This window comes from Pseudomonas frederiksbergensis (genome assembly GCF_003732275.1).
Lineage (GTDB): Bacteria > Pseudomonadota > Gammaproteobacteria > Pseudomonadales > Pseudomonadaceae > Aquipseudomonas > Aquipseudomonas frederiksbergensis_H.
In genome coordinates, this window is sequence record NZ_MOBM01000039.1 from 727,527 (window position 1) to 754,242 (window position 26,716).

At 59.5% G+C, this 26,716-nt stretch carries 28 protein-coding genes; 4 read left to right on the forward strand and 24 right to left on the reverse strand.

The genetic code is table 11. The features are described from left to right. Nucleotides 1-47: 47 nt before the first annotated feature. Together BK662_RS29515 and BK662_RS34990 are read right to left on the reverse strand one after the other, a co-directional pair. Nucleotides 48-1,133 (reverse strand): type I restriction endonuclease, encoded by a 1,086-nt coding sequence (locus BK662_RS29515; protein WP_123360466.1) that lies wholly within the window; start codon nucleotides 1,131-1,133, stop codon nucleotides 48-50. Between the two features lie 175 nt (nucleotides 1,134-1,308). Continuing rightward, nucleotides 1,309-1,455, reverse strand: a complete 147-nt coding sequence (locus BK662_RS34990; RefSeq protein WP_185047198.1) for a hypothetical protein — start codon at nucleotides 1,453-1,455, stop codon at nucleotides 1,309-1,311. A 196-nt stretch (nucleotides 1,456-1,651) separates the two neighbouring features. On the opposite strand from BK662_RS34990, the gene BK662_RS29520 reads away from it, so the two are divergent. Next, nucleotides 1,652-2,053, forward strand: a complete 402-nt coding sequence (locus tag BK662_RS29520) for a low affinity iron permease family protein (protein WP_123360467.1) — start codon at nucleotides 1,652-1,654, stop codon at nucleotides 2,051-2,053. Nucleotides 2,054-2,106: 53 nt separating this feature from the next. Here BK662_RS29520 and BK662_RS29525 read toward each other — a convergent pair whose 3' ends face one another. The 10 genes from BK662_RS29525 to yiaY form a co-directional block, all read right to left on the reverse strand. Beyond that, complete coding sequence (locus tag BK662_RS29525; protein ID WP_123360469.1) at nucleotides 2,107-2,610, reverse strand: DUF4142 domain-containing protein; 504 nt, start codon at nucleotides 2,608-2,610, stop codon at nucleotides 2,107-2,109. 73 nt (nucleotides 2,611-2,683) lie between these two features. After that, nucleotides 2,684-2,839 (reverse strand): KGG domain-containing protein, encoded by a 156-nt coding sequence (locus BK662_RS35725; RefSeq protein WP_008014777.1) that lies wholly within the window; start codon nucleotides 2,837-2,839, stop codon nucleotides 2,684-2,686. 116 nt (nucleotides 2,840-2,955) lie between these two features. Further along, nucleotides 2,956-4,305 carry a sensor domain-containing protein gene (locus tag BK662_RS29535; RefSeq protein WP_123360735.1) on the reverse strand — a complete coding sequence of 450 codons (1,350 nt, stop codon included), beginning with the start codon at nucleotides 4,303-4,305 and terminating at the stop codon, nucleotides 2,956-2,958. Nucleotides 4,306-4,408: 103 nt separating this feature from the next. Further along, a complete protein-coding gene (locus BK662_RS29540; protein WP_123360470.1) occupies nucleotides 4,409-5,047 on the reverse strand; it encodes a LysE family translocator in 639 nt (212 codons plus the stop codon). 64 nt (nucleotides 5,048-5,111) lie between these two features. Further along, the gene (gene fos, locus BK662_RS29545) at nucleotides 5,112-5,528 is read right to left on the reverse strand and encodes a fosfomycin resistance glutathione transferase (RefSeq protein ID WP_123360471.1); all 417 of its coding nucleotides are present in this window, start codon (nucleotides 5,526-5,528) and stop codon (nucleotides 5,112-5,114) included. Between the two features lie 212 nt (nucleotides 5,529-5,740). Continuing rightward, nucleotides 5,741-7,072, reverse strand: coding sequence for an MFS transporter (locus BK662_RS29550; protein ID WP_123360473.1), 1,332 nt, complete (start codon nucleotides 7,070-7,072; stop codon nucleotides 5,741-5,743). 182 nt (nucleotides 7,073-7,254) lie between these two features. Continuing rightward, on the reverse strand, nucleotides 7,255-8,181 hold the full coding sequence (locus BK662_RS29560; protein WP_123360477.1) for a hydroxymethylglutaryl-CoA lyase: 927 nt from the start codon (nucleotides 8,179-8,181) through the stop codon (nucleotides 7,255-7,257). Further along, nucleotides 8,178-9,371 carry a CaiB/BaiF CoA transferase family protein gene (locus BK662_RS29565; RefSeq protein WP_123360479.1) on the reverse strand — a complete coding sequence of 398 codons (1,194 nt, stop codon included), beginning with the start codon at nucleotides 9,369-9,371 and terminating at the stop codon, nucleotides 8,178-8,180. Before BK662_RS29565 ends, BK662_RS29560 begins: the two co-directional genes overlap by 4 nt. Before the next feature lie 238 nt (nucleotides 9,372-9,609). After that, nucleotides 9,610-10,518, reverse strand: a complete 909-nt coding sequence (locus BK662_RS29570) for a LysR family transcriptional regulator (RefSeq protein ID WP_123360481.1) — start codon at nucleotides 10,516-10,518, stop codon at nucleotides 9,610-9,612. Between the two features lie 70 nt (nucleotides 10,519-10,588). Then, complete coding sequence (yiaY, locus tag BK662_RS29575) at nucleotides 10,589-11,737, reverse strand: L-threonine dehydrogenase (RefSeq protein WP_123360483.1); 1,149 nt, start codon at nucleotides 11,735-11,737, stop codon at nucleotides 10,589-10,591. Nucleotides 11,738-11,894: 157 nt separating this feature from the next. Between yiaY and BK662_RS29580 the strand changes: the two genes are divergently transcribed. Then, nucleotides 11,895-12,914: a DUF4917 family protein gene (locus BK662_RS29580; protein WP_123360485.1), complete on the forward strand. Its 1,020-nt coding sequence runs from the start codon at nucleotides 11,895-11,897 to the stop codon at nucleotides 12,912-12,914. A gap of 191 nt (nucleotides 12,915-13,105) precedes the next feature. On the opposite strand, the gene BK662_RS29585 is transcribed toward BK662_RS29580, so the two are convergent. The 3 genes from BK662_RS29585 to BK662_RS29595 form a co-directional block, all read right to left on the reverse strand. Beyond that, nucleotides 13,106-13,450 carry a YegP family protein gene (locus BK662_RS29585; protein ID WP_123360487.1) on the reverse strand — a complete coding sequence of 115 codons (345 nt, stop codon included), beginning with the start codon at nucleotides 13,448-13,450 and terminating at the stop codon, nucleotides 13,106-13,108. Nucleotides 13,451-13,632: 182 nt separating this feature from the next. Further along, entirely contained in the window at nucleotides 13,633-13,938 is a 306-nt protein-coding gene (locus tag BK662_RS29590) for a ribbon-helix-helix domain-containing protein (RefSeq protein ID WP_007935755.1), read from the reverse strand. Nucleotides 13,939-13,952: 14 nt separating this feature from the next. Further along, nucleotides 13,953-14,534, reverse strand: a complete 582-nt coding sequence (locus tag BK662_RS29595; protein ID WP_095051422.1) for a DJ-1/PfpI family protein — start codon at nucleotides 14,532-14,534, stop codon at nucleotides 13,953-13,955. A 372-nt stretch (nucleotides 14,535-14,906) separates the two neighbouring features. Here BK662_RS29595 and BK662_RS29600 point away from each other — a divergent pair, with 372 nt between their 5' ends. Next, nucleotides 14,907-15,812, forward strand: a complete 906-nt coding sequence (locus BK662_RS29600) for a DMT family transporter (RefSeq protein ID WP_123360488.1) — start codon at nucleotides 14,907-14,909, stop codon at nucleotides 15,810-15,812. Between the two features lie 59 nt (nucleotides 15,813-15,871). On the opposite strand, the gene BK662_RS29605 is transcribed toward BK662_RS29600, so the two are convergent. The 4 genes from BK662_RS29605 to BK662_RS29625 all read right to left on the reverse strand — a co-directional run bounded on the left by BK662_RS29605 (nucleotide 15,872) and on the right by BK662_RS29625 (nucleotide 19,427). Continuing rightward, nucleotides 15,872-17,086 (reverse strand): class I SAM-dependent methyltransferase, encoded by a 1,215-nt coding sequence (locus BK662_RS29605; protein WP_123360489.1) that lies wholly within the window; start codon nucleotides 17,084-17,086, stop codon nucleotides 15,872-15,874. A 270-nt stretch (nucleotides 17,087-17,356) separates the two neighbouring features. Beyond that, a complete protein-coding gene (locus BK662_RS29615; protein ID WP_007903764.1) occupies nucleotides 17,357-17,974 on the reverse strand; it encodes a TPM domain-containing protein in 618 nt (205 codons plus the stop codon). A gap of 48 nt (nucleotides 17,975-18,022) precedes the next feature. Beyond that, nucleotides 18,023-18,772: a TPM domain-containing protein gene (locus tag BK662_RS29620; RefSeq protein WP_123360491.1), complete on the reverse strand. Its 750-nt coding sequence runs from the start codon at nucleotides 18,770-18,772 to the stop codon at nucleotides 18,023-18,025. A 43-nt stretch (nucleotides 18,773-18,815) separates the two neighbouring features. Further along, entirely contained in the window at nucleotides 18,816-19,427 is a 612-nt protein-coding gene (locus BK662_RS29625; RefSeq protein ID WP_048393987.1) for a LemA family protein, read from the reverse strand. Between the two features lie 238 nt (nucleotides 19,428-19,665). Between BK662_RS29625 and bglX the strand changes: the two genes are divergently transcribed. After that, complete coding sequence (gene bglX, locus BK662_RS29630; protein WP_123360493.1) at nucleotides 19,666-21,957, forward strand: beta-glucosidase BglX; 2,292 nt, start codon at nucleotides 19,666-19,668, stop codon at nucleotides 21,955-21,957. Nucleotides 21,958-22,099: 142 nt separating this feature from the next. On the opposite strand, the gene BK662_RS29640 is transcribed toward bglX, so the two are convergent. The 5 genes from BK662_RS29640 to BK662_RS29660 all read right to left on the reverse strand — a co-directional run bounded on the left by BK662_RS29640 (nucleotide 22,100) and on the right by BK662_RS29660 (nucleotide 26,563). Continuing rightward, the gene (locus tag BK662_RS29640) at nucleotides 22,100-23,257 is read right to left on the reverse strand and encodes a phospholipase D-like domain-containing protein (RefSeq protein ID WP_123360494.1); all 1,158 of its coding nucleotides are present in this window, start codon (nucleotides 23,255-23,257) and stop codon (nucleotides 22,100-22,102) included. A gap of 1 nt (nucleotide 23,258) precedes the next feature. Beyond that, the gene (locus tag BK662_RS29645; protein ID WP_123360496.1) at nucleotides 23,259-23,849 is read right to left on the reverse strand and encodes a YceI family protein; all 591 of its coding nucleotides are present in this window, start codon (nucleotides 23,847-23,849) and stop codon (nucleotides 23,259-23,261) included. Between the two features lie 233 nt (nucleotides 23,850-24,082). Further along, the gene (locus tag BK662_RS29650) at nucleotides 24,083-24,409 is read right to left on the reverse strand and encodes an amidase (protein ID WP_123360497.1); all 327 of its coding nucleotides are present in this window, start codon (nucleotides 24,407-24,409) and stop codon (nucleotides 24,083-24,085) included. Next, complete coding sequence (locus BK662_RS29655; RefSeq protein WP_123360499.1) at nucleotides 24,406-25,500, reverse strand: serine hydrolase domain-containing protein; 1,095 nt, start codon at nucleotides 25,498-25,500, stop codon at nucleotides 24,406-24,408. Before BK662_RS29655 ends, BK662_RS29650 begins: the two co-directional genes overlap by 4 nt. Nucleotides 25,501-25,684: 184 nt before the next feature. After that, nucleotides 25,685-26,563 carry an acyl-CoA dehydrogenase middle domain-containing protein gene (locus tag BK662_RS29660; RefSeq protein ID WP_123360501.1) on the reverse strand — a complete coding sequence of 293 codons (879 nt, stop codon included), beginning with the start codon at nucleotides 26,561-26,563 and terminating at the stop codon, nucleotides 25,685-25,687. Nucleotides 26,564-26,716: the final 153 nt, after the last annotated feature.

The following is a 26,716-nucleotide window of genomic DNA, read 5'->3' on the forward strand; positions in this document are numbered from 1 at the left end:
AACCGGCCTCAAGGGGCCGGTTCTTTGTATGCCGTTTATCCAACACGTCAGTCGTAGTATCCAACTGTCTTCTTCAAGTGATCCGAATAATCGTAAATCTCATCAACCGAGCCAATCGGATGCCGCGTTTCATTTTTTTCTTCGTCAAAAATCCCAATGTACTTTTGTGAACGATTGAAATGAAGGCGACAAATCGGCTTGCGATTATTGTCATCGAGCAAGATCCCAAAATAGCTTTGCGTATCGCGCTGCACTATCCGTTTTGCGTCTACAACTGAACGAACCACCGCACGGACAATGTGATAACCCTCCAATTCTTCCAGGGTCGTCAGCACTTTATCCTCTGATTCGTCACGCTGATCTGTCGGATCACTGCCGCCGGCAGGAACCGATCTCGATGCCAGCGCAGGCTGAATGGCACCACTCATAGCTGATTTGAGTCGGTCATTGATCTGATCATTGAGAAACTGCACGACTGCTTTTCTCGTCAGCTCGTGGAACTGCTCACGGACTTTCTGAGTTATGACCCCGTCGTACACTCGGGAGGCGAAGACTTTTACAAAGTCGTCATCAGGTTTGATGACCTGCGAGGCGATGACCTTTTTGATCTGACTGACGTATTTCAGCTCACCTGCAGCATTGATGATCGAATCCACGTCGAATGCAGACTTGGTGAGCTTGATCAATTCGGGGACGGAGTACTCATCGATATCCAGAAGATCAAGTTCAAGAAACGGTTTCTCATCCATCTTGTTTGGCGCATCCAGGTCGGTGAAGAATTTATAGACCTGGCCGTTGGTGAGGATAGAGATTCGAGCGCTGGTGACATGGAAATAGCGAAACAGCTGGGAGGCGTGATTGATGTGCAGCGACTCGCCTATTTTTTTGCACTCGATGAGGATCTGTACCTCTCCTTCCTTCATGATTGCGTAATCAATTTTTTCTCCTTTTTTCGTTCCGATATCGCAAACGAATTCTGGAGTCACCTCACTCGGATCAAAGACATCGTAGCCCAGCACCGTACTGATGAAGGGCATGACGAAAGCATTCTTGGTCGCCTCCTCCGTCTGAATTGCAGCGCTTTGCAAACGAACCTTGGCGGCTAGGCTTGCTAACTTCTCAAAGAATTCCATGAGTGACCTCTTACTTGGTTTCGATCCGTGTGTTTGCATGCTGGCAAATTGACTGCCATTTGATACTAGACACAAACCGGCACAAAGAAAGAATCCAATCAAAGATTCCAGACGCAGCAAGGCATAAGCCACATTCCTATGAAGAGCGCGAGCGATTAACTCACAGGCAAGTCATTCACTGCTTATCCGCCCCCTTCTCCTGCATCTGCACCGAAGACTTGGTGCCGTCAGTATTGTCTTTAGTCTCGTTATCGGAGTTATCGAAGCAGCCCTGCAACACAAGCAGGCTGCAGCAAAGGTAGAACGTGCGAGCGAGGTTCATGCTGTTCTCCAGTTTCAGGGGCTTGAAGTAGTGACCCATGTCGGTAGAAATGGTTGCGACTTTCTCGGCCCCAAGCGACGAGCATTGACAGAGGCTTCAGCACACCGGCTTTTCATCCCGCAGGCAATATTCAGCAGAATTTTCGTCATGCCCGTGCTGTCTGAAAATCAGGCGCATCCCTATAAGGAACACGGCAATGAAATTCGCAAAAATTGCACAGAAACTCTCCCTGTGGGCCGGCCTGCCCCGGACATTTCTGGGGGCGATCGTTCTGCTGATCCTGTGGGGTTTGAGCGGGCCGATTTTCCATTTCAACGATACCTGGCAACTGATCATCAACACCTCGACCACCATCATCACCTTCCTGATGGTGTTCCTGATCCAGAACACCCAGAACCGCGACACGGACATTTTGCACTTGAAGGTCGATGAGTTATTGCGAGTAACGAAAGAAGCGCAGAACGCGATGCTGGGGCTCGAATCGCTGGATCTCAAACAGTTGGAAGAATTGAGAAAGAAATATCGCCACCTCGGCGAGGGCGAAACGATTTCCCTGGACGGCACTGTCGTCCCGGAAACAAAGAAACAGGATGAATGAATGTTGATCCATGCCCCGCGGGTGACCGACGTCACCCGCGCAAAACAGGGTGATTAGCGACTGGCTTGCAGGGCCCTGGCCATTTGCAGATGGTTTTGCAGTTTGGGCAGGGTTTCTTCGGCGAACGCTTTGATTTGCGGCACGTCCGTGGTCTGCGCTTGTTGTTGAAGCTGCTCGATGGTCTCTTGGGTGGTTTTCACCTGACTGGCGGCATACGCCTGATCGAACGACGCATCGTCCTTGACCTCCGGAATCAAGGCTTTGGCCTTGTCCATCACCTCTTCGCGTGGTGCGACCGGTAAATCGAGTTGCTTGGCAATTTTCGCCAGATGCTGGTTGGCGGTGGTGAGGTCGTTGATCACCACGATGGTGTAATCCTTGACCTCTTTGGACTCGGTTTTCTGGTGCGCCAGGCGACTGGCTTCGATGTCGGCCATGCCTTTGGCTGACGCTTCGTTGATGAATTCAGCGGCTGACTGGGCAAAGGCACTGTTGGCAAACAGGCCCAGTAACGTGACAAAACTGGCATTGCGTAAACGGGTGGCCATCCGGCTCATGGTCGCGCCCTCCTTCTTTGAAAATTCCAACGGGGGCTTTCGCCCCCGTCTTTTAATAAAACCATCTTCACTATTACCGGGATTTCTGACCACCTTTGCGGCCCATGCCGCCTTTCGCGGAGTCTTTATCAACGGTCGTCGTGGTGGTTTTCCCACCTTTGCGACCGGCTTCAGACGCCTTCGTTCGATCATGGGCACTACCCGGACTCGGATTTTTTGAAGTAGGCATGGTTTTCATCCTCTTGATGATGAGAGCAGCGAGCAGCCGCCCGCATAGAATAAGAATTTCCATAGCCAAAAAGGTTTAGAAAAACTGGCAACGCTGCGACGAACGGTGACGGGCTTTCAGGCCCCGAGACGCAGGTGATGCTGGCGCTTGGCGCTGTACATCGCCTCATCGGCATGCCTGAACAGCTGGTTTTCTTCAGTGCCGTGCTCGGGGTATCGCGCAACACCGATACTCGGTTGAATGTTCAGGCTATGCCCGTCCAGGCGCAGGGGCTGAACCAGTACCTGGCGAATTTTTTCCGCCACACTCTCGGCATCCTCCGCGGCGTGGATGCTGTGCAACAACACGACAAATTCATCACCACCGATACGCGCTACGGTGTCAGTTTCGCGCACGCAACCCTTGAGTCGATTGGCGACCGCTTGCAGCAGCATGTCGCCGACCGCATGACCAAGGGTGTCATTGACTTGCTTGAAGCGGTCGAGGTCGACGTAGAGCAATGCCATTCGACCGGAGTTTGTCCGGGCCTGCGCCAGCGAGGCTTTGAGGCGTTCGCGCAGCAATTCGCGATTGGGTAACTGAGTCAATTGGTCGTACTGGGCCATGCGCTGGAGCCGGGTATGCAATTGCTTGCGCTCGATAGCGGTCGCGACCTGAGCGCAAACATACTGCAGCAGTTCCTTGTCTTGCTCGGTGTAACGCTCGCCGCCCGGTACGCTTTTAACGATCAGCGCACCAATGGTGCCATTCTGCGAACTCAACGGCACGCCCAGCCAGCAGGGCGAATCCTGGCCCGCGACCAGTGCCGCAAACCCCGCCGGCGGATTGTCCTGGTCCGGGGTCAGCAGAATCGGCAGGCCGCTGCGAATCACTTCACTGCAAAGACGCCCGGTCACCGTCCCGGGCTCCTCGGGTTGCAGTTCACGGTCGTCGACGTGATAGGGAAAATTCAGCTGCGCGCAGTGCTCGTCATGCAGCGCTACGGAAAAATTCAATGCCGGGAGCCATTCGCCGATGATCGAATGGATGCGTTTGAACAGCGCCAGCAGATCTTCCGCCGCGTGGGCCGCTTCGGAGATCGCATACAGCGCCGCTTGCCGGGACTCGGCCTGTTTGCGCTCGGTGATGTCGCGCGCCACGGCAATGCGCAGCTGATCGACCTCCGACCAGCGCGCCGACCAGAGAATATGCACCACCCGGCCGTCCTTGCGCAGGTAACGATTTTCAAAGTTGAGCTTGGGCTCGCCCCCCATGATCTCCCGCGCGGCGTCGAGGGTGCGCTGTCGGTCGGCGGGATGCACCAGGTCGATCATCGGCTGGCCGATCAGCTCGTCGGGGGTGTAACCGAAAATGCGCTCGCAGGCCGCGCTGACAAATACGAAGCGACCTTGTTTGTCCACCGCACAGACGGCGTCCAGCAAGAGGTCGATGTAGCTCGCCAGTGGGGCGGAATTTCTGCTTTCCATGATGCCGAGAGCGTGTCCGGACAATGCAACATTGAACAACCCTCCCTGACCGGTCATACGCCCGAGCGATGACTGTGCAGCTGACGCTTCCCTGCGATCAGCCTCAAGCCTTGTTCGTCACCAGCCCCGGCAGCGCATGCACCAGGGCATTGATGGCAAAACCGATGAACATTACCCCGCACAACCGGGTGATCGCCAGTTCATGGCGCTGATACAACGTGCGCACCTGACGCGCACCGACGATGCCTATGAGGATAGCGTAGGCCATCAGGCCACCGACGAAGCTCAAGACGATCAACCATGGCAGCATCGACCAATGCAGCAATTCTGCACGGCTGGACAGCAGCGCAGTAAAGGTCGCCACCGCCACCGGGTATGCCTTGGGGTTGGTCAGGCCGAACATGATGCCGTGCCAGAATGGCTGCCGCGCCGGGCCTTGAGGAGCTTCGGCACTGCCGCGACGAGCCCGCACCGCGCGCAGGCCCAGCCAGAACAGATAGAGCCCACTGAATACGCCCAGCACATCGAATGCGGTACTGCCGATTTCCCGCGCACCGACAATCGCGATCAGCGCCGTACTGCACCAGACCACGTCGCCCAGCAAATGCCCACACAGAAACCCCGCTCCGGCCCGCCGCCCGCGCGCCGCGCCGATGCCGAACACCGCCAGCACACCCGGCCCCGGCGTGATGCCATAAATGAAGCCCGAGGCGAGAACGGCCATTAGCAGCGATGGGGTCATGGGAATTCCTGTTGAAACGCCGGATGAATGGACGCAAGTCTATCTCAGGACCCCGAGCATCGACTCACTGATCGTCGAAGAACTTCATCCCCGCATATGGTCGTTGCCGACAAGCTGCCAGCCGCGACGCCAGATCCCCGACATGCGCCTCAAGCTTGTGCCCGTCCGGGTCGAGAAAATAGAACGACGCGCCTTCGCTGCGGTTGTCCCGCCATTCCCGCACGTTGGCCGATCGCAGGCGTTCGACGAACATCGGGAAGTCCGCAGCGCCGATACTGAAGGCGTAATGGGTGTAGTCCGCGGCGGGCGTGGATTCGCGTAGAGGATCGAGAGAAAGGCACAACCACAGATTTGGTAATGAGAGATAGGCGCCGGTGTCCCACGTGGCTTCAAGCTGAAGTTGCAGCAGATCGCGATAAAACGCCACGCTGCGGTTCAGGTCGGTGACGGCGAGGGTCAGGTGGTTAAGGCCGGTTAGCATGGGTTAAGTAACCTTGAGGCTGAGTCCGACCGGAGCGTACAACTTAAACGTCCTTGAGCGTATAGCCGCTGGGGGTTTGTTGGCTGTGAGTCAGTCATCGCGAGCAGGCTCGCTCCCACATTGAATGCGTCGGGCACAGGATTTGTGTCCGACGCCAACCCCTTGTGGGAGCGAGCCTGCTCGCGATAGCGTCCGGTCCAGCACCGCAGATTTCAGAACTTATCAAGCGTACGCAGCTTCTGCGGCAACCCCCACAGCAACAACGCAGCGGCGATCAGCGCGGCAACGCCGATGACATACAGGGCCGGCGTGGTGCTGCCGGTCAGGTCCTTGATCCGCCCGACCATGACCGGGCTGACGATCCCACCGAACTGGCCGAGGGTGTTGATCACCGCGATCCCGCCAGCAGCACCTGCGCCAGCCCCGGCCAGCAGTTTCGGCGGCAAGGTCCAGAAGCTGGGGATGGAGGCGATGATTCCGGCACCGAGCAAGCCCAGCGCGACAATCAGGAAGGTCGTGTGGTTAGCGAAGATCCCTGCGCTGAAGAACCCCACCGCGCCTACCGCCACCAGACCTGCGACAAACTTGCGCCGCTCGCCGGTGGCATCGGACAACCGCCCGATCACCACCATGCTGATGGCGCCGCAGACATAGGGAATGGCGGTCAGCAAGCCGATCATCACCGGGCTCTCGGTGCCGGCACTGCGGATCAGTTGCGGGGCCCAGAAGTTCAAGCCGTAGGACGCCACCTGAATCAGAAAGTAGATCAGCCCCAGCATCAGGAAACCTGGAATCCGCAAGGCTGCCAGCAAGGAACCGCCGCTCTTGTGCGGTTCGTGGTGAGCGATTCGGCTGGCGAGCAGGGTCTTCTCCGACGGCGTCAGCCAATGGGCGTCTTCGATGCGGTCCTTAAGCAAGGTCAGCACCAACAAACCGAGGCCGATGCAAGGCACGCCACCGAGCAGAAACAGCCAATGCCAGCCGCGCATGTCAAGGAAGCCATCCAGGTGTTGCAGCACCAGCCCGGAGAACGGTGCGCCAACCAGCCCGGCAAACGCCGACGCGAGAAACAGCATCGAGGTGATGCGCCCGCGATAGTGCTGCGGGAACCACAGCGTCAGGTAATACAGCACGCCGGGGGCGAAACCCGCTTCCATCGCGCCGATCACAAAGCGTAGGGCGTAGAACTGCCATTCGCTGTTGACGAAAACCATGGCCGCGGTGGCGATACCCCAGGACATCATGATCCGGGCGATCCAGCGCCGCGCACCGACCTTGTAGAGCATCATGTTGCTCGGCACTTCGAAGATCACGTAACCGACCACAAACAGCCCGGCGCCGAGGCCGTAAGCGGTGTCGCTCAGGCTCAGGTCGGTCTGCAACTGGAACTTGGCGAAGCTGATGTTGATGCGGTCGAAAAACGCGAACAGGTAGCAGACCATGATCAACGGCATCAGTCGCCAGGCGACTTTGCGGACCAGGGCTTTTTCGGCGTCGTGGCTAACGGACGGGCTCGCGCCCGCCTCCAATACATTGAGGCTCATAGTGTTTCTCCAGATGGACTTCACGAGGGAGTCCCGATTGTTTTTGTTGTCTGGTTGAGGTGTTCAGTGAACGCTTTTCTGTGGGAGCGAGCCTGCTCGCGATAGCGGTGCCTCAGTCGACATCCATGCTGGATGTGACTCAGTCATCGCGAGCAGGCTCGCTCCCACAGGGATTTCAGGGATCAGGAAGGTGTGGGGTGCAGGTCGCAATTGCGCCCGGCCTTGGCGAGTTGCCCGTGCACTTCGTGACTCAGCAATGCGGGTAACCCTCGGGACAACTTCAGCAACAACGGCAGATCGATGCCGGTGTGAATACCGATTTCATCGCACAGGTTGACCAGATCTTCAGTGCAGATATTGCCCGAAGCACCCGGTGCAAACGGGCAACCGCCAAGGCCACCGAGGGCCGCGTCGAAGCGTCGGGCTCCGGCCTCGTAGGCGGCCAGGACGTTGCACAGACCGAGGCCGCGAGTGTTGTGAAAATGCAAGGTCAGATCCGCCGGCGAAATCCGCTGCAAGACTCTGCGCACCAGCCGATCGACCTGACGCGGATTGGCCATGCCGGTGGTGTCAGCCAGGGTAATGCCCTTGATCCCGAGTTCCTGATAGGCGTCGACGATTTGCAGCATTCGGTCCTCATCGATCCTGCCTTCGAACGGGCAACCGAAGGTCGTGGCGATGCTGCCGTTGAGCCGCACCTGGGTGCCGCGAACGAATTCAACGATCTCGCCAAACGCCGCCAATGACACCTCGCAGCGCATCCGCATATTCGCCAGGTTGTGGGTCTGGCTAGCGGACATCACCAGATTCAGCTCATCGGCCCCCGAATCCAGCGCTCGTTGTGCGCCTTTGAGGTTGGGGATCAATGCGACATAGATCACGCCCGGCCGTCGGGCGATACCCTTGAACACTGGCTCGCCATCGCGCAGCGCTGGAATGGCCTTGGGCGAAACGAACGAGCCTGCTTCGATGCGGCTGAACCCCGCCAGCGACAACTGATCGATCAGCGCAATCTTGTCGACGGTTTCGACCCAAGTCGGCTCGATCTGCAAGCCATCACGAGGGGAGACTTCCTGGACGATCAGTGTCTCGGAATAATCAGTGATCATTGCACCACCCCCTCAGCTTTCAGCCGTTCGATGTCCTGGTCAGTCAGGCCCAGCCCCGCGAGGATGCCGTCGGTGTGCTGACCCAGACTCGGTCCCGACCAGTTCACGCCGCCGGGGGTCTCGGACATTTTCGGTACGATGCCCGGCATCTTCACCGTGGCGCCGCCGGGCAGTTCGGCGCTGAGCAGCATGCCCCGCGCCTGGTAGTGAGGATCGGCGACGATATCTGCCACCGAATAGATGCGGCCGGCCGGGACTTCGGCGGCTTCCAGGGCCGACAGCACTTCGTCGATGGGCAGGCTGCTGGTCCAGTGAGTGATGGCGGCGTCGAGCACATTACTTTTGGCGGCGCGGCCATCGTTATGAGCAAATTCTGGTGCTTCGGCCAGGTCAACCCGGCCGATTACCGCCATCAGGCGCTTATAGATAGGGTCACTGTTGCCGGCGATCACCACATAGGCGCCGTCGGCAGTCAGGTAAGTATTGGATGGCGCGATGCCTGGCAATGCCCCGCCGCTGCGCTCACGAACATGGCCAAGCATGTCGTATTCCGGCACCAGACTTTCCATCACATTGAACACGCTTTCGGCCAAAGACACATCCACCACCTGCCCGCCGCCCTGCCCGGTCTTGACCCGCAGCAGCGACATCAAGGCGCCGATCACCGCATGCAGCGAGGCCAAGGAGTCGCCGAGGCTGACACCGACCCGAGCCGGCGGTGAACCGGGGGTGCCGGTGGTGTAGCGAATCCCGCCCATGGCCTCGCCGATCGCACCGAAACCCGGACGATCACGGTACGGGCCGGTCTGGCCATAACCGGAAATGCGCACCAGTGTCAGGTTGGGATTGAGAGCATGTAACACGTCCCAGCCCAGGCCGAGTTTTTCCAGGGCGCCGGGGCGCAGGTTTTCGATCAGCACATCGGCGTCGGTCGCCAGTTGCTTGACCAGCTCGATGCCTTCCGGGGATTTCAGATTCAGTGCCAGGGATTTCTTGTTTCGCGATTGCAGGTACCACCACAGCGAAGTGCCTTCGTGCAGCTTGCGCCATTTGCGCAGGGGATCGCCCTGGCCCATGGCTTCGATCTTGATCACTTCGGCGCCGAACTCGGCGAGCATGCGCGCCGCGAATGGCGCGGCGATCAGTGTGCCGATCTCGATCACTTTGATTGCACTCAAAGGGGCAGTCATCGCGGGGTACCTCTTGTTCTTGGAATATGAGCCAAGGCTAGAGGACCGAGGGGCAAGGAATCCAACCTTCAGTTGGCAACGACCGTTCGCGAGACGCGAATGCTCGGCAGCAGAATTGCCGCGACCTTAAGTCCGCCATCGCGAGCAGGCTCGCTCCCACAGGGGATTTGTGAACACCGAAGATCAATGTGGGAGCGAGCCTGCTCGCGATGAGGCCAACCCATTTAATAGAGAACTGTCAGACCACCCCGCGCAACTGCTCAAACAACATCCGGCTCACCGGCGACAGCCTCGCTTCATCACGCACCACCAGAATCAACGCACGATCCGACCAGTCATCCGTCAGCGGTACCGCGTGTAAACCCAGCGCCCGGCCAAACAGTTCGTAAGCCTTTTGCGGCAGGATGCCGATGCCCATGTTGGCCTGGACCATCCGGCACATGGCATCGAACCCCGGCACATGAATCCGCAGCCTCAGCACCTTGCCGGCCTTGCGCGCGGCCGCATGGGTGCGCATGTTGATGGAACTGGCGGCGTGCAAGCCGACGTAATCGCTGTCCAGCGTGTCGGCAAAAGCCAGGGTCGAACGACTCGCCAACGGATGATCGGGCGGCATCAACACCATCAGTTTGTCCCGGCGATAAAGAACACTGTGCAGGCCTTTGACGTCACTGTCGCTGGAACAAATCCCGAGGTCCGCGACGCCATCGAGCACACCTTGAATCACCCCACTGCTGGGGCGTTCTTCGAGGTCGGTCTTGACCTGCGGATGGCGCTCGGAAAAGTCTCGCAGGTCTTCGGGCAGGAACTGAATGATCGCCGACAGATTGGCAAGCATCCGCACATAACCGCGTACCCCGTGACTATGTTCGCCCAGTTCGAGGCCCATTTTCTCGACGTTGAACAGCATCTGCCGGGCGTGGTGCAACAGGGTTTCGCCGGCTGGCGTCAGGGTCATGCCTTTGGCCTGGCGCACGAACAAGCTGATGCCCAGCGCCTCCTCCAACTCCATCAAGCGCTTGCTGGCCGCCGACACCGCAATCGCTTCACGGGCGGCGGCACGGGTCAAGGTGCCCTCTTCATGGACAGCGACGAACAGTTGGAGAGTGATCAGGTCGAGGCGGCGAATCAGGCTTTTTTGCAGCATCAGGCACTCGGCAATGTCGGCTCGGACGAGATCGCAGCATAGCGTTCTTTGCGTCCGAACCGTGCCCTGGTTAAAACGCGCTGCGGAAAATCTCCTCGATCTGCCGCTGATCCGCCTTCCGTGGATTGGTCAGTCCACAGGCGTCTTTCAGGGCATTGCCGGCAAGCACCGGGATGTCGTTGAGCCGGGCACCGAGCTCGCGTAAACCGGCGGGGATTTCCACGTCCTTGGCCAGGTTGCGAATGGCTGCGATCGCTGCTTGAGCGCCCTCTTCCGGGCTGAACCCGCGAACGTCTGCGCCCATCGCACGGGCAACATCGGTCAGGCGGTCGGCGCAGACCAGCGCGTTGAAACTTTGCACATGAGGCAGCAACACCGCATTGCACACTCCATGGGGCAAGTCGTAGAACCCGCCCAATTGGTGGGCCATGGCGTGGACATATCCCAAGGACGCATTGTTGAACGCCATACCCGCGAGGAACTGCGCGTAAGCCATGTTTTCCCGCGCAATCATGTCACTGCCGTCGCGTACGGCCAGGCGCAGGTTATTGCTGATCAAGGTGATGGCTTTCAGCGCACAGGCATCGGTAATCGGGTTGGCTGCCGTGGAAACGTAGGCTTCGATGGCGTGGGTCAGTGCGTCCATGCCGGTGGCGGCAGTCAGGCTCTTGGGCATGGCGACCATCAGCGCCGGATCGTTGACTGACAGCAGCGGTGTGACGTTGCGATCGACGATGGCCATTTTCACGTGACGGGATTCGTCGGTGATGATGCAAAAACGGGTCATCTCGCTGGCGGTACCGGCGGTGGTGTTGATCGCGATCAACGGCATTTGCGGTTTGGCCGACTGATCGACACCTTCGTAGTCACGAATCGTCCCACCGTTCGTGGCGCACAAGGCGATGCCCTTGGCGCAGTCGTGAGGCGAACCACCGCCCAGAGACACCACGAAATCACAGCAACTTTCCTTGAGCAGGCCCAGGCCAAGTTCGACGTTAGCAATGCTCGGATTCGGCTTGGCGCCGTCGAAGATCACCGAGTCGATGTCCTGGATCGCCAGTTTCCCGGCAATCATCGTCGCCACGCCAGCCTTGGCCAGCCCGGTGTCGGTGACGATCAGCGCCTTGCGAAAACCATACTTGCGAATAGCGTCCATGGCTTCGTCGAGACAACCGGTGCCCATGATGTTCACAGCGGGGATGAAAAACGTACTGCTCATGCGCGAGTCTCCTGGCTGAAGCCGAATCAACAACACCGATCCGGCGGGTGCGCACAGGATCGACCCATTAGTCGTGCGGTAACTTGATCTGGCTCAAGTCCGGGTCGTGATAAAGTCGCCGTCCATCAGACCTTTTGCTTTGAGACTTTAGATCGCAATGACCGATTTCCAGGATGTCGATGCCCAACTTGAAGACTGGAACGCCTTGCGCACCACCGCCTCTTTCGGTGGCCTGCTGGTGGGTAACGGTGCCAGTCGTGCGGTATGGGACGACTTCGGCTATGACTCGCTGTTCGAAAACGCCCGCACGGTTGAAGAAAAGCCTCTGAGCCAATCCGAACTGAGCGTGTTCGACGCGATGCAGACGCGTAGTTTCGAGCAAGTTCTCAGCGCGCTGAAAACCACCAGCCGGGTCAACAAGGCGTTGGCCGTCAGCTCTGCCGCGCCGCGCAATCGCTATTACGCGATCAAGGAAGCGCTGATCAACACCGTGCATGCGGTGCATATCCCTTGGCGGTTGGTGGTGCCCTCGACGCTGGCGACGATCAATCAGGAACTGGGCAGCTATCGAACGGTGTTCACCACCAATTACGACTTGCTCAACTACTGGGCGGTCCAGCACCGGCCTGACGCTATTACCGATCTGTTCCAGGGCACCGAGCCACGCTTTGATCTGAGCCTCACCGCGACAGACAAAACCCGGTTGCTGTACCTGCACGGCGGCCTGCATCTGGTGCGCAATCAGGACGGCACGGCGCGTAAATTGATGTCGACCGAGGGTACGTTGCTGGGCAGTTTCGCCATCAACAATACGATCAAGACCCTCGACGACGTGCCCCTGTTCGTCAACGAAGGTCCGACCCAGGACAAGCTCAAAACCATTCGCAGCTCGGATTACCTGTCGTTCTGCTACGACCAGTTACTGGGCCATGGCGATGGGCTGTGCATCTTCGGGCATGCCCTTGGCGAGCAGGACAGTCACATCATTCATGCATTGCGCCAGGCGAAGCCGAAGACAGCGGCGATCTCGATTTACCCGCGCAGCAAAGCGTTCATCCAGCATCAGAAGCGGCATTACGCGAAGGTGTTCGAGGGGACGGGAGTGGAGCTGCGGTTTTTTGATTCGAAGACGCATGCGCTCGGTAGTCCCAAGCTGACCGTACCGGTCGAAGTTTAGCGGCGCTGAGGCCGGCCCCTTCGCGGGCAAGTCGAATCGTCGCACCGCCGCTCCCACAGGGATTTGTAAACGCCGCCGAACCAATGTGGGAGCGAGCCTGCTCTCGATAGCGGTCTGACATTCAACATTTATGCTGACTGTTATGGCCTCATCGCGAGCAGGCTCGCTCCCACATTAGGTATCCGGTGTGTTTAGAACACCGGCAAGGTTTTGTCCTTGATTACCGTGGTCGGGCCGTTGGCCTTGACGCTGGCGATGCCTTTATCCCTTGCGGCATCCGATGAGTAGGATTCGCTGCTGCCGATGATCTCGTGGTTACCGGCCTTCAGGTTGAAGTAAGGATGACCGTCCTTGGTGGTTTTTTTCTCGTAGCGTTCGTCCAGCGGACTGTTGGCCTGAACCGAGGCAATACCGCCATCGGCCGCACCGCGAGAGGTATACAGCTCACTGGTCAGAATGGTTTCGGCGTTGGCCGCTTTCAATACAAACTTGAACTGACCGTTGCTGGTTTTGCTCACTTCGTACCATCCAGACATGCTTTTTCTCCTTGGCGATTGAGAGGTTTCGCGCTTCAGAGTAAAGACTAGCTTGCTGCTTCTGTCGCCTATACCGCCGCCATCGCGAGCAGGCTCGCTCCCACAGTGAGTTTGTGTACATCAATCCATTGTGGGAGCGAGCCTGCTCGCGATGAGGCCGGCAAAGTCAGCACAACACCTCGCTACTTCACCACCGCCCGCACCACCGACAACTCAGGTGCCTGCACCCGACGCTGGCTCAAATAGCGCATGCAACTGACCCGCAAGAACGAGGCGAAATTCACCACTTCGCCGCGGTAGTCCATCACCTCTTCATACAGCTTGGCGATCAACTGATTGGTGGTCATGCCATCGACCTCGGCGATTTCGCTGAGGATGTCCCAGAACTGATTCTCCAGCCGCAAGGTGGTCACCACCCCGCAGATGCGCAGCGAGCGGGAGCGCGACTCGTAGAGAATCGGATCGGCCTTGACGTAGAGCTCGCACATGAACAGGTCCCTCGTTACAGCGTGATTTTGGTGCCCAGCAACCCAAGGAAACCGGCCAGCCAGCTCGGGTGCGCCGGCCAGGCCGGAGCAGTGGCCAGATTGCCTTGAACGTGACCTTCCGTCACCGGGATATCGATGAACGTACCGCCAGCCAGGCGTACTTCCGGGGCGCACGCCGGGTAGGCGCTGCACTCGCGACCTTCAAGAATGCCTGCCGCGGCCAACAGTTGCGCACCGTGACACACGGCGGCGATCGGTTTGCCGGCCTTGTCGAACGCTCGCACCAGGTCCAGGACTTTTTCGTTCAGGCGCAGGTACTCCGGCGCACGACCGCCCGGCACCAGAAGCGCGTCGTAGTCCGCGGCGTCTACCTTGGCGAAATCGAAGTTCAGGGCAAACAGGTGACCGGGTTTTTCGCTGTAGGTCTGGTCGCCTTCGAAGTCATGGATCGCTGTGCGCACGGTCTGGCCGGCGGTTTTGTCCGGGCAAACGGCATGCACCGTGTGGCCGACCATCAGCAGTGCCTGGAAGGGCACCATCACTTCGTAGTCTTCGACGTAATCGCCGACCAGCATCAGAATTTTTTTAGCCGCCATGGGGAGGACTCCTCTGGAAAATGCGTGGGCATGCAGGAGTATTCAAGGTAGTCCTTAATCTGCATGTCAGGTAATACCCGACTACTACGCTGATCACCTGTAGGAGCTGCCGAAGGCTGCGATCTTTTGATCTTGGAGTGGTGATCATTTGATTTGCCGATGTGCACGGCCAGCAGGAGCTGGCGAAGCCTGCAATCTTTTGGCGGTATCCAGGGGCAAGATCAAAAGATCGCAACCTTCGGCAGCTCCTACGGTTGGGGGCATTACCCCCAACTGTACGGATAACTCTGCGCCTATCTGTAACAGAGCAGCGCCTGCGGTTTATGGCTAGATAAAGAAACTTCCCGCCATCCTGAATTCTGGTCACCCATCATGTCCTCGCGCGAAAACACTGGCATGGCCCTCGGCCTGCTCGGCGTCGTTATCTTCAGCCTGACCCTGCCCTTCACACGGATCGTCGTGCAGGAACTTCATCCGCTGCTCAACGGCCTCGGCCGTGCGCTGTTCGCGGCGATTCCAGCGGCGTTGCTGTTGCTGTGGCACCGTGAAAAGTGGCCCACCTGGAAGCAGGTCAAAGGCCTGACGCTGGTGATCGCCGGGGTCATCCTTGGTTTCCCGGTGCTGTCGGCCTGGGCCATGCAGACGTTGCCCGCTTCCCACGGCGCACTGGTCAACGGCTTGCAACCGCTGTGTGTGGCGCTGTATGCCGCGTGGCTGTCCCATGAGCGTCCGTCGAAAGCCTTCTGGGCCTGCGCCGCGTTGGGCAGTGCGTTGGTGCTCGGTTATGCGCTGATCAGCGGCGCGGGCAGCATTCAGGCCGGTGATTTACTGATGCTCGGCGCGATTGCCGTGGGTGGGTTGGGTTATGCCGAAGGCGGCCGATTGGCCAGGGAGATGGGTGGCTGGCAAGTGATCTGCTGGGCGCTGGTGTTGTCGACGCCGCTGCTGATCGGGCCGGTGCTGTACCTGGCGCTGCAACATCAGGGCGAGATTTCAGCGAAAACCTGGTGGGCGTTTGGTTACGTCTCGCTGTTTTCACAGTTCATCGGGTTCTTTGCCTGGTACGCCGGGCTGGCCATGGGCGGCATTGCCCGGGTCAGCCAGATCCAGTTGCTGCAGATCTTCTTCACGATCGCGTTTTCGGCGTTGTTCTTCGGTGAGCATGTCGAGCCGATGACCTGGCTGTTTGCGGGCGGGGTGATCGTGACGGTGATGTTGGGGCGCAAGACCGCAATCAAGCCCCATGTGGGAGCGAGCCTGCTCGCGAAGGGGCCATGACATTCAACATTTATGCTGACAGTTAAGCCGTCTTCGCGAGCAGGCTCGCTCCCACAGGTTTAGAGAAGGCCGTCGGCCCGCAGCAATGTTTCCAGGCAATGTTCGCTGATGTGGTAGAAATCCTTCAGTTCCTGGATCTTCACCAACAGCTGAGCCGGGTCTACCGGTTCGGCGCGTTTGACCGCCAGGATCATCTTGTTCTTGTTGGTGTGGTCCAGTGAGATGAACTCAAAGACCTTGGTCTCGTAACCACAGGCTTCCAGAAACAGTGCGCGCAAACTGTCGGTGACCATTTCCGCCTGCTGGCCCAGGTGCAGGCCGTATTGCAACATCGGCTTGAGCAGCACCGGGCTCTGGATCTGCAGGCGGATCTGCTTGTGGCAGCACGGCGAGCACATGATGATCGAAGCGCCGGAACGAATGCCGGTGTGAATCGCGTAGTCGGTGGCGATGTCGCAGGCATGCAACGCGATCATCACGTCCAGCTCGCTCGGCGCGACGCTGCGCACATCACCGCATTTGAATACCAGCCCCGGATGCTCCAGCTTGGCCGCCGCGCTGTTGCACAGGTTGACCATGTCTTCGCGCAGCTCGACGCCGGTCACCTCGCCCTCGGCCTTCAAGGTGTTGCGCAGGTAGTCGTGGATCGCGAACGTCAGGTAGCCCTTGCCCGAGCCGAAATCCGCCACTCGCACCGGTTTGTCCAGCGCCAGCGGCGACGAGGTCAGCGCATGGCTGAAGACTTCGATGAACTTGTTGATCTGCTTCCACTTGCGCGACATCGCCGGGATCAGCTCCTGCTGCGCGTTGGTCACGCCGAGGTCTTTGAGAAACGGCCGGCTCAGGTCGAGGAAACGGTTCTTCTCGCGGTTGTGCTCGGCGGACGGCACTTCGCGCAATTGCTGAGGTTTGCTCTTGAACAGCGAAGATTTGCCCTTTTTGCTGTATTCGAGCTGAGCTTCGTCGGTCAATGACAGTAAATGCGCATTTTTGAACGATGCTGGCAACAGCGCCGCAATGGTCGCCACGCCTTCGGCCAGCGGCAGGTTTTTGGTGATGTCGCGGGTCTTGTAGCGGTAGACGAAGGACAGGCATGACTGATCCTTGACCGTCAGTTGCTTGATGATCAGCCGCTGCAAGTCCGCTTCGCCACCGACGTACTTGGCCAGCACCAGTTTGATGAACGCGTTCTGATCGAGGCTGGTTTGCAGCAGGTCGATGAACTGGGCGTGATGATCCGGCGCGAGGCTGGCGGGAGTGGCGGTGACAGACATGGGAAAAAACGGCCTCGGACGGTGCGAATCGGGGAATGGAGGGTATTTTAGGGGGGATGGAGTTGAGGAACACTGTTATTTGCCAAACGGCAAATATTCTGTGGCGAGGGAGCTTGCTCCCGCTCGGCTGCGCAGCAGTCGCCAGGCAGACAACGAGGTGTGTCTGATGGAGTGCGTTTACCGATTTTGGGGCCGCTTCGCAGCCCAGCGGGAGCAAGCTCCCTCGCCACAAAAGCATCTCAAACAAAGTGCCTCAGGCTGGAAATGGCGTCAGCTCAACACCACCAACCGATTCGGCAATTCATTGCGCACATGGGTCACCGGCACATGCACTTTGAGCAACTCGCCGCACGCCTCGATGCACGTCACAAACCCCTGCAACGTCTGCCCCTGTTTCACCTGCTGCGTAAACGCCGCCACAATCGCGTCCCAGTTCTTGTTGTCCAGCCGTTTGGAAATGCCTTCATCCACCAGAATCTCCACATAGCGCTCGGCCTCGGAGACAAAAATCAGCATGCCGGTGCTGCCCACGGTGTGGTGCAGGTTTTGCTCCAGGAACTGCCGACGCGCCAGGTTCGACGCGCGCCAGTGACGGACCGAGCGCGGGATCAGGCGCGTGGTGACTTTCGGAATACGGAACACCAGGCACAACACGATGAAGCTGAGCCATTGCACCAGCAACAGGCTGTGCATGGTCAGCCAGCCCGTCAGGTAATGCACGATACCCGGCACCACCAGCGCCAGCAGACTGGCCCAGAGCAGCGGGATATACGCGTAATCGTCGGCGCGGGCCGCAAGCACCGTCACCAGTTCGGCGTCGGTATCGCGTTCGACCCGGGCAATCGCCTCGGCGACTTTGCGTTGTTCGTGTTCAGTCAGTAATGCCATGTTTATGAATGCCTGCTCGCTATTGTTGTTGTGTTACCTGCAGTGTGATCACCAGCCGCCCGACGAACCGCCGCCCCCGAAACTGCCCCCGCCGCCGCTAAAGCCCCCGCCGCCACCGCCGCCAAAACCTCCGCCGCCGAAACCGCCTCCCGAGCCGCCACGGCCTCCTCCGCTTGGCAGAATACCGAACATCTGGCCGACGAAGATCGTCAGGATAAACAGCAACACCAGGAACACGAACAACCCCGGATGCCGCTCAACGAAATCACTCTCCTGATCGCCACGCGGTTCATACACCGTCGACGGTTCATCCAGCGGATTGCCGCCCAGCACCACCAGCATCGCCGCGACCCCGTCGCTGATGCCTTTGCTGAAGTTACCGGCCTTGAAGGCGGGCGTGATCACTTGATTGATGATCACCGAACTCTGCGCATCGGTCAGGCGCCCTTCCAGGCCATAGCCGACTTCGATCCGCAGCTTGCGCTCGGCACGCGCAACGATCAGCAACGCGCCGTTGTTCTTGTCCTTCTGGCCGATGCCCCAGTAGCGTCCCAGCTGATAACCGAAATCCGCGATGTCGGTGCCCTGCAAGTCCGGCAACGTGACCACCACCAACTGCTCGCCGGTGGTTTTTTCGTGGGCGTTGAGCTGTTGCGTCAGTTGCTCGCGCACCGCAGGCTCGATCATCTGGGCGTTGTCCACCACCCGACCGGTCAATTCCGGGAACTTCAACTCGGCCTGGGCCGTCAGGGCAAACACCCAGAACACCAGCACCAGGCCCACTTTCAACACGCGCATTGGCAACCTCATCCTTGGTGACGCTTCAAGCCCGTTCCGGCGCTTACTGGAACTTCACTTCAGGCGCTTTCTCGGCGCCGGGGCTGGTGGCCTCGAAGGTTTCGCGGATTGGCAGATCGCTATACATCACGGTGTGCCACAGGCGACCGGGAAAGGTGCGGATCTCGGTATTGTATTTCTGCACCGCCAGGATGAAGTCGCGACGCGCCACGGCGATGCGGTTCTCGGTGCCTTCAAGTTGCGATTGCAGCGCCAGGAAGTTCTGGTTGGCCTTGAGGTCCGGGTAGCGCTCGGACACCACCATCAACCGACTCAGCGCGCCGGTCAGCTGATTCTGCGCCTGCTCGTACTGTTTGAGTTTTTCCGGATTATCCAGCGTGCTCGCATCCACCTGAATCGACGTGGCCTTGGCGCGGGCTTCGATCACCGCGGTCAGGGTATCTTGCTCATGCTGGGCATAACCCTTGACGGTTTCCACCAGGTTGGGAATCAGGTCGGCGCGACGCTGGTACTGGTTCTGCACCTGACCCCAGGCGCCTTTGGCTTGTTCGTCGAGGGTCGGGATATTGTTGATGCCGCAGCCGGCCAGCAGTGTTGTCAGCAACATCAAGGCTGCAACCTGCAGGCTCGACCGATAGTGATGTCGTACATTCATCTGGTTGATGCTCCCTTGCACATTCCGTTGATGAAACAACCTGCGAACTTTGAACCCGGCTCTTGGGGCATAATCGGCGCCGCTACTGGATTGCAACGAGCCAATGGGCTAAAAGATGGCCCAGCGCTGACACACTGCGCAAGTGTGTCTGCATTTACCTGAACAACAATAGTCGCTCCCTAAATTTTGGCTGACCGGCGCGTATTCACTGCCGTTTAGGCTTTTGAGAAAACAATTCATGAAGAAGCTGTGTTTGCTGGGCCTGTTCGTCAGCCTGGCCAGTCATACCGTATTGGCCGCCACGACGCCCGCACCTATAGAGAACAAGGACGCCTTCATCAGCCACCTGATGAAGCAAATGACCCTCGATGAAAAGATCGGCCAGTTACGCCTGATCAGCATCGGCCCGGAAATGCCGCGGGAGATGATCCGCAAGGAGATCGCTGCCGGCAATATCGGCGGCACCTTCAACTCGATCACCCGCGCCGAAAACCGTCCGATGCAGGATGCGGCCATGCGCAGCCGGTTGAAGATCCCGATGTTCTTCGCCTATGACGTGATCCACGGCCACCGGACCATTTTCCCGATTCCGCTGGCCCTGGCCTCGAGCTGGGACATGGACGCCATCGGTCGCTCCGGGCGCATCGCCGCCCAGGAAGCGGCAGCTGACAGCCTCGACATCACCTTCGCGCCAATGGTCGATATCTCTCGCGACCCACGCTGGGGCCGCACGTCCGAAGGCTTCGGCGAAGACACCTACCTGGTTTCGCGGATCGCCGGCGTAATGGTCAAGGCGTTCCAGGGCTCAGGCGCGAACGCGGCCGACAGCATCATGGCCAGCGTCAAGCATTTTGCCTTGTACGGCGCGGTCGAGGGCGGTCGCGACTACAACGTCGTCGACATGAGCCCGGTCAAGATGTACCAGGATTACCTGCCACCGTACCGTGCGGCGATTGACGCCGGTGCCGGCGGGGTGATGGTTGCGCTGAACTCGATCAACGGCGTGCCGGCCACCGCCAACACCTGGCTGATGAACGACCTGCTGCGCAAGGAATGGGGCTTCAAGGGCCTGGCGGTCAGTGATCACGGGGCGATTTTCGAGCTGATCAAGCACGGCGTCGCCGCTGACGGTCGCGAAGCCGCGAAGCTGGCGATCAAGGCCGGCATCGACATGAGCATGAACGACACCCTCTATGGCAAGGAACTGCCGGGGCTGTTGAAGGCTGGTGAGATCGAACAGAAAGACATCGACAACGCCGTGCGCGAAGTGCTCGCCGCCAAGTACGACATGGGCCTGTTCAAGGACCCGTACCTGCGCATCGGCAAGGCCGAGGATGACCCGGCCGACACCTACGCCGAAAGCCGCCTGCACCGTGCCGAGGCCCGTGATGTGGCGCGTCGCAGCCTGGTGTTGCTGAAGAACCAGGGCGACACCCTGCCGCTGAAGAAAACCGCAAAAATCGCTCTGGTCGGTCCACTGGCCAAGGCGCCGATCGACATGATGGGCAGTTGGGCTGCTGCTGGCCGTCCTGAGCAATCGGTGACCTTGTTCGACGGCATGACCAGTGCGCTTGGCGCGCAGTCGACGCTGATCTACGCCCGTGGCGCGAACATCACCAGCGACAAGAAAATCCTCGATTACCTGAACTTCCTCAACTTCGATGCACCGGAAGTGGTGGATGATCCGCGCTCGGCCAATGCGTTGATCGCTGAAGCGGTGAAAGCCGCGCAACAGGCCGATGTGGTGGTGGCAGCGGTGGGCGAATCCCGTGGCATGTCCCACGAATCGTCGAGCCGCACCGACCTGAACATCCCGGCCGCCCAGCGCGAGCTGATCAAGGCGTTGAAAGCCACCGGCAAACCGCTGGTGCTGGTGTTGATGAATGGCCGTCCGCTGTCGATTCTCGAAGAGAAAGAGCAGGCTGACGCGATTCTGGAAACCTGGTTCAGCGGCACCGAAGGCGGCAACGCCATTGCTGACGTGCTGTTCGGCGACTACAACCCGTCGGGCAAACTGCCGATCACCGTCCCGCGCTCGGTGGGTCAGATTCCGACGTACTACAACCATTTGAGCATTGGCCGGCCGTTCACCCCGGGCAAACCGGGCAACTACACCTCGCAGTATTTCGAAGACACCACCGGGCCGCTGTTCCCGTTCGGCTTCGGCCTGAGCTACACCCAGTTCAGCCTGACCGACATGGCCCTGTCGTCGACCACACTGAACAAGACCGGCAAGCTCGACGCCAGCGTCGTGGTGAAGAACACCGGCAAGCGTGACGGCGAAACCGTGGTGCAGTTGTACATCCAGGACGTGACCGGTTCGATGATCCGCCCGGTCAAGGAACTGAAGAACTTCCAGAAAGTATTGGTCAAGGCCGGCGAACAGAAAGTCGTGCATTTCACCATCACCGAGGATGACCTGAAGTTCTACAACGCCCAGCTCAAGTACGCCGCGGAACCGGGCAAGTTCAACGTGCAGATCGGCCTGGACTCCCAGGACGTGACGCAGCAGAGCTTTGAGTTGCTGTAACCCCTGACACACTGCAATAAAACTGTGGGAGCGAGCCTGCTCGCGATAGCGGCATAACATTCAACATAGATGCTGAATGTTATGGCCTCATCGCGAGCAGGCTCGCTCCCACATTGGTTTTGCGGTGTTGGGAAAATTGGGCTCAGTCCCGCCGATCCAGCAGATTCACCACCAGCCGATCCACCCATCCCCATACCCGTTGCTTGACCCGCCGCCACAACGGTCGGCGCTTCCATGCCTCGAGGCTGACTTCCTGGCTCAGGGCAAAGTCATTTTCGAAACTCGCCGCCACCGCCCGGGTCAGTCCGGGGTCCAGTGCTTCGAGGTTGGCCTCCAGATTGAAGCGCAGATTCCAGTGATCGAAATTGCACGAGCCGATGCTCACCCAGTCATCGATCAACACCATTTTCAGATGCAGGAAACACGGCTGGTATTCGAAGATCTTCACCCCGGCCCTGAGCAGTCGCGGGTAATAGCGATGCCCGGCGTAGCGCACCGACGGGTGATCGGTGCGCGGCCCGGTCAGCAGCAGACGCACATCGACGCCACGAGCCGCCGCCCGGCGCAGTGAGCGGCGGACTTTCCAGGTCGGCAGAAAATACGGCGTGGCCAGCCAGATTCGGCGCTGGCCGCTGTTCAGCGCGCGAACCAGCGATTGCAGAATATCGCGGTGTTGGCGGGCGTCGGCATAAGCGACCCGGCCCATGCCCTCGCCCACGGCCGGCACTCGCGGCAGGCGTGGCAAACCGAAGTGCGCAGTGGGTTTCCAGGCGCGCCGATGGCGGTTGGCGATCCATTGGCGGTCGAACAGCAGCTGCCAGTCGAGCACCAGCGGGCCACCGATTTCCACCATCACTTCGTGCCATTCGCTGGTGTCTTCGCCCGGCGTCCAGAACTCATCGGTGACCCCGGTGCCGCCGACCACCGCCAGGCATTGATCCACCAGCAGCAGCTTGCGGTGATCGCGATAAAAGTTGCCCACCCAGCGTCGCCAGCTCAGGCGATTGTAGAAACGCAACTCGACACCGGCAGCCATCAGGCGCTGACGCAAAGTCAGGGTAAAGGCCAGACTGCCGTAGTCATCGAACAGGCAACGCACTCGCACACCGCGTTCGGCAGCCTGGACCAGCGCCTGAACCATGGCCTCGGCGCAGGCTCCCGCCTCCACCAGGTACAGCTCCAGTTCAACTTGTTCTTCGGCGCGGGCAATCGCCACCAGCATTCGCGGAAAAAACTGCGGGCCGTCGATCAGCAGCTCAAAGCGGTTGCCTTCGCGCCACGGGAAAATTGCGCCGCGCATCTCAGCGCGCCGTGAAAATCAGCACCGCACCCACCGGCACCGACAGACTGATGGCCGACAAACCGGCAACCTTGCGCAAACTTTCCAGGCCCGGGGCCAGGTCGAAATCTTCAGCGCTGATCACCAAAGGTTCGAGAGTCACCACTTGAAAGCGCCGGTCATCGAGACGGGTCGCCAGCAGTTCGGCGTTGTATTGGTGTTGTTTGCCATGCAGGTTGACGGTCAGCGGCAAGCGCAACTCCAGTTGCGCACCCGGCGCCAGGTCGTTGATCGGCCGCAGATCGATTTGCGTGGTGATCAGCGCTTCAGGAAACGTCTGGATCTCGAACAGTTCGTTGCGCATACGCTCGTCACGCAGCGGAATGCCGCTGTTGACCGACTCCATTTCAACCTCCACCTGCGCCAGGCCTTTGGGATCGACCTTGCCGTGCAGCACCAGAAAGCGCTGCACTTCGGAGATGTTCGCGTTTTTAGTGCTGATGAACGACAGCCGCGAGGACTCGCCATCCAGATACCAATTGGCCTGGGCCGACACGGTGACACCGGCCAGCAGCAGGAAAGCGAGGGTTTTGCAGACAAAGCGGTTGAACATAGAGACTCATGGGCAGATAAACCTGAGCGAACCTTAACTGGCCTGAGGCAGGTTGCAAACTTTCTGTTACTCCAACCTAACCTTTGTGGCGAGGGAGCTTGCTCCCGCTGGAGTGCGAAGCGCTCCCAAAATCAGACAATGAGTTCTTCCCGTCAGACCTCGGCCACTGGCATTACGACTGCTTCGCAGCCGAGCGGGAGCAAGCTCCCTCGCCACAAAAAAACTGACCACTGTCAGGGTTGCAGGCGACAGCCTTGGCGTTCACCAACCCAAGCAGCGCTATTGCTGCGCCCCATACCACCAACCGTCACGCGCTTGTTCACGGCGTCATCGACGAACCCTGTGGTGGGCAAATACTGCTTCACATAGCTCTGGCAATACTCGGCCGGATTGCTCATCACATAGCGGCAAGAACAGTATTCCTTGGCGGTGTAGGCGCTGATGATGTCGGGGAAGGCCCACAGCGCCACCCGCTCCTGCCAGATCCAGCCAAGCAAGGCGATCAGCAGCACCAGCAACAGCGTGCTGAATGGCCGACGGCGAATAAAACGGCGGCTCATGGCTGCACCTTCATGGCAAACGCCTTGAGCGCAAGTTTGAGCAATTCGTTGTGCCGATACCTGCCATCGCGATCATCGCCGTAACGTACGATCACCAGCTTCTCGCTGGGAATCACGTACATCGCCTGCCCCCAATGACCCAGCGCGGCGAAGGTATCGACGGGGGCATCGGGCCAAGGTTGTGTCGCGCCATCCACCGCGCGATTGAGCCACCAGTGACCGCCGGGCACTGCTTCATCCTGGTTGGCTTGATAGCGGGCGAAAGGCTCGCGACTGAAGTCGACCCAATCCTTGGGCAGCAATTGCCGCTCACGCCAACGACCGTCGCGCGCCATCAACAGGCCGACCCGCGCCAGATCCCGGGCGGTGAGGTAGGCATAGGACGATGCGACAAACGTCCCCGTGGCATCCGCTTCCCATACCGCACTGCGAATCCCCAAGGGTTCGAACAGCGCGGTCCATGGATAATCCGGATAACGGGCCGGGCCGACGATGGTTTTCAGCGCTGCCGCCAGCAGGTTGCTGTCGCCGCTGGAGTAGCGGAATGCCTGACCGGGTTTGGCGTACTCGTCGTGGTCGGCAGTGAACGCGGCCATGTCGCGGTGACCACGGGTGTAAAGCATGGCCACCACCGAGGACTTCAATGGGGCGTATTCGTAGTCTTCCTGCCAGTCCAGGCCCGAGGCCCAGTGCAACAGGTCGGCCATGGTCATGGCGGGATGTTTTTCCAGCGGTGGATAGAACTTCACCGCCGGGTCCTGCAGTTTGAACAGCCCTTCGCCATAGGCCACCCCGAGCACCGCGGCCATCAAGCTTTTGCTGATCGACCAGGTCAGGTGCGGTGTTTCAGCAGTGGTCGGGCCGGCGTAGCGTTCGTAGACGAGTTGACCGTCGCGGATCACCAGCAAGGCATCGGTGCGAATGCCTTGGTGAGTGGCATCGTCGCGGGGTGGGAAGGCGTAACTCTCCAGGGCCTGAAGTGCCGGCCCGGTGACTTTCGGGCCGGGCGACCATTGCTCGGCCGGCCAGTTTTCGGCCTGGGCCGTGAGGCTGAGCAGCAGCATGACAATCAGGGACAAGCCTTTGAACATGAGGGGCGCTCGGAGGGATGAACCTGCAGAGCCTAGTCGAGCTTGATGACAGTTTTGGAATTTGTGTCGCCCATGGAATCGCTATCGCGAGCAGGCTCGCTCCCACAGGAGGGCTGTGTTGAGCACAAATCTGCGGCACGACACAAATCCAATGTGGGAGCGAGCCTGCTCGCGATGAGGCCCGTCAATACACCGCCAACGCCTTGGTCAACCGCTTCCCCCGCGCCCCTGCCGCCAGATCCATCACGGTCTGATCGCGCTGCCACATCGCCGCCCATGTTGGCGGGCCATCGGCCAGGGCCTGATTCACTTCAGCCTTGAGCCCATCGAACTGCGCAAACAACCCGCCCAGCAACACATGCCCGGCCGGATTGTTCGGCGCCTGGCGGCTGACTTCCGCGCACCCGGCCAGCAGGGCGAGCAAGCGCAGTTGCAAGGATTGCGGCCAGTCGCTGTCTTGGCCCACGCCGTACAGCCAAGCGGTCATGGCGCTCAGCACATAGGTGTCTTCAAGGGTTCGGAACGGTTTGACGTAAGCATCCCAACCATCCCCCGCCAGTAATTCGCACAGCGCGTTATCGAGAAACAACCGGCCGTGGCCTATGTCCGGCATCAGAGGCATCGGCGCGAGCTTTTCCAGACGCACACCCGGTTCGCCGGGATAAACCACCGCAAGGTTCAAGCGCGGCACTTCGCCGGGTTCTTCACTGCGTGCGGCGACTAATAGCCAGTCGGCGGAATCGCCAGCGGTGACGAAGTCCTTGCGCCCGTTCAGGTGCAAATCGCGCAGCCGGGTCTGCATGTCCGCCACCCGCAAACTGCGCTGTTCGGTCGCGCACAGCGCGCCGAGGCTCAGTGGCGCGCTCGGCCAGAGCATGCGCAACGCCGCCTGATAACCCACCAGAAACGCCAGCCCCGGCGTCGCCATCAGCCGTCCGCCGGCCACCGCCAATTCGAACGGCGACACCGCGCCCAATTGTTGCAACAAGGTTGCAAAGCCTTCGCCCAGATCAGGATTGGCGGGCAGACGATCGCGACGTTTCAACAGGGATTGCCAAGGCATAAGAGGCTCCTCGTGGGCTGTCATATAAGCATCACCAAAGCTTCATGGCGATGACACCGGGGCTACATAGCCTGACTTTGCACAACACGGCTGCATAAAGAAAGTCGATCGGCTGCAACCCAAGACGGGTGGCCAGCCCGTACGGAGACTCAC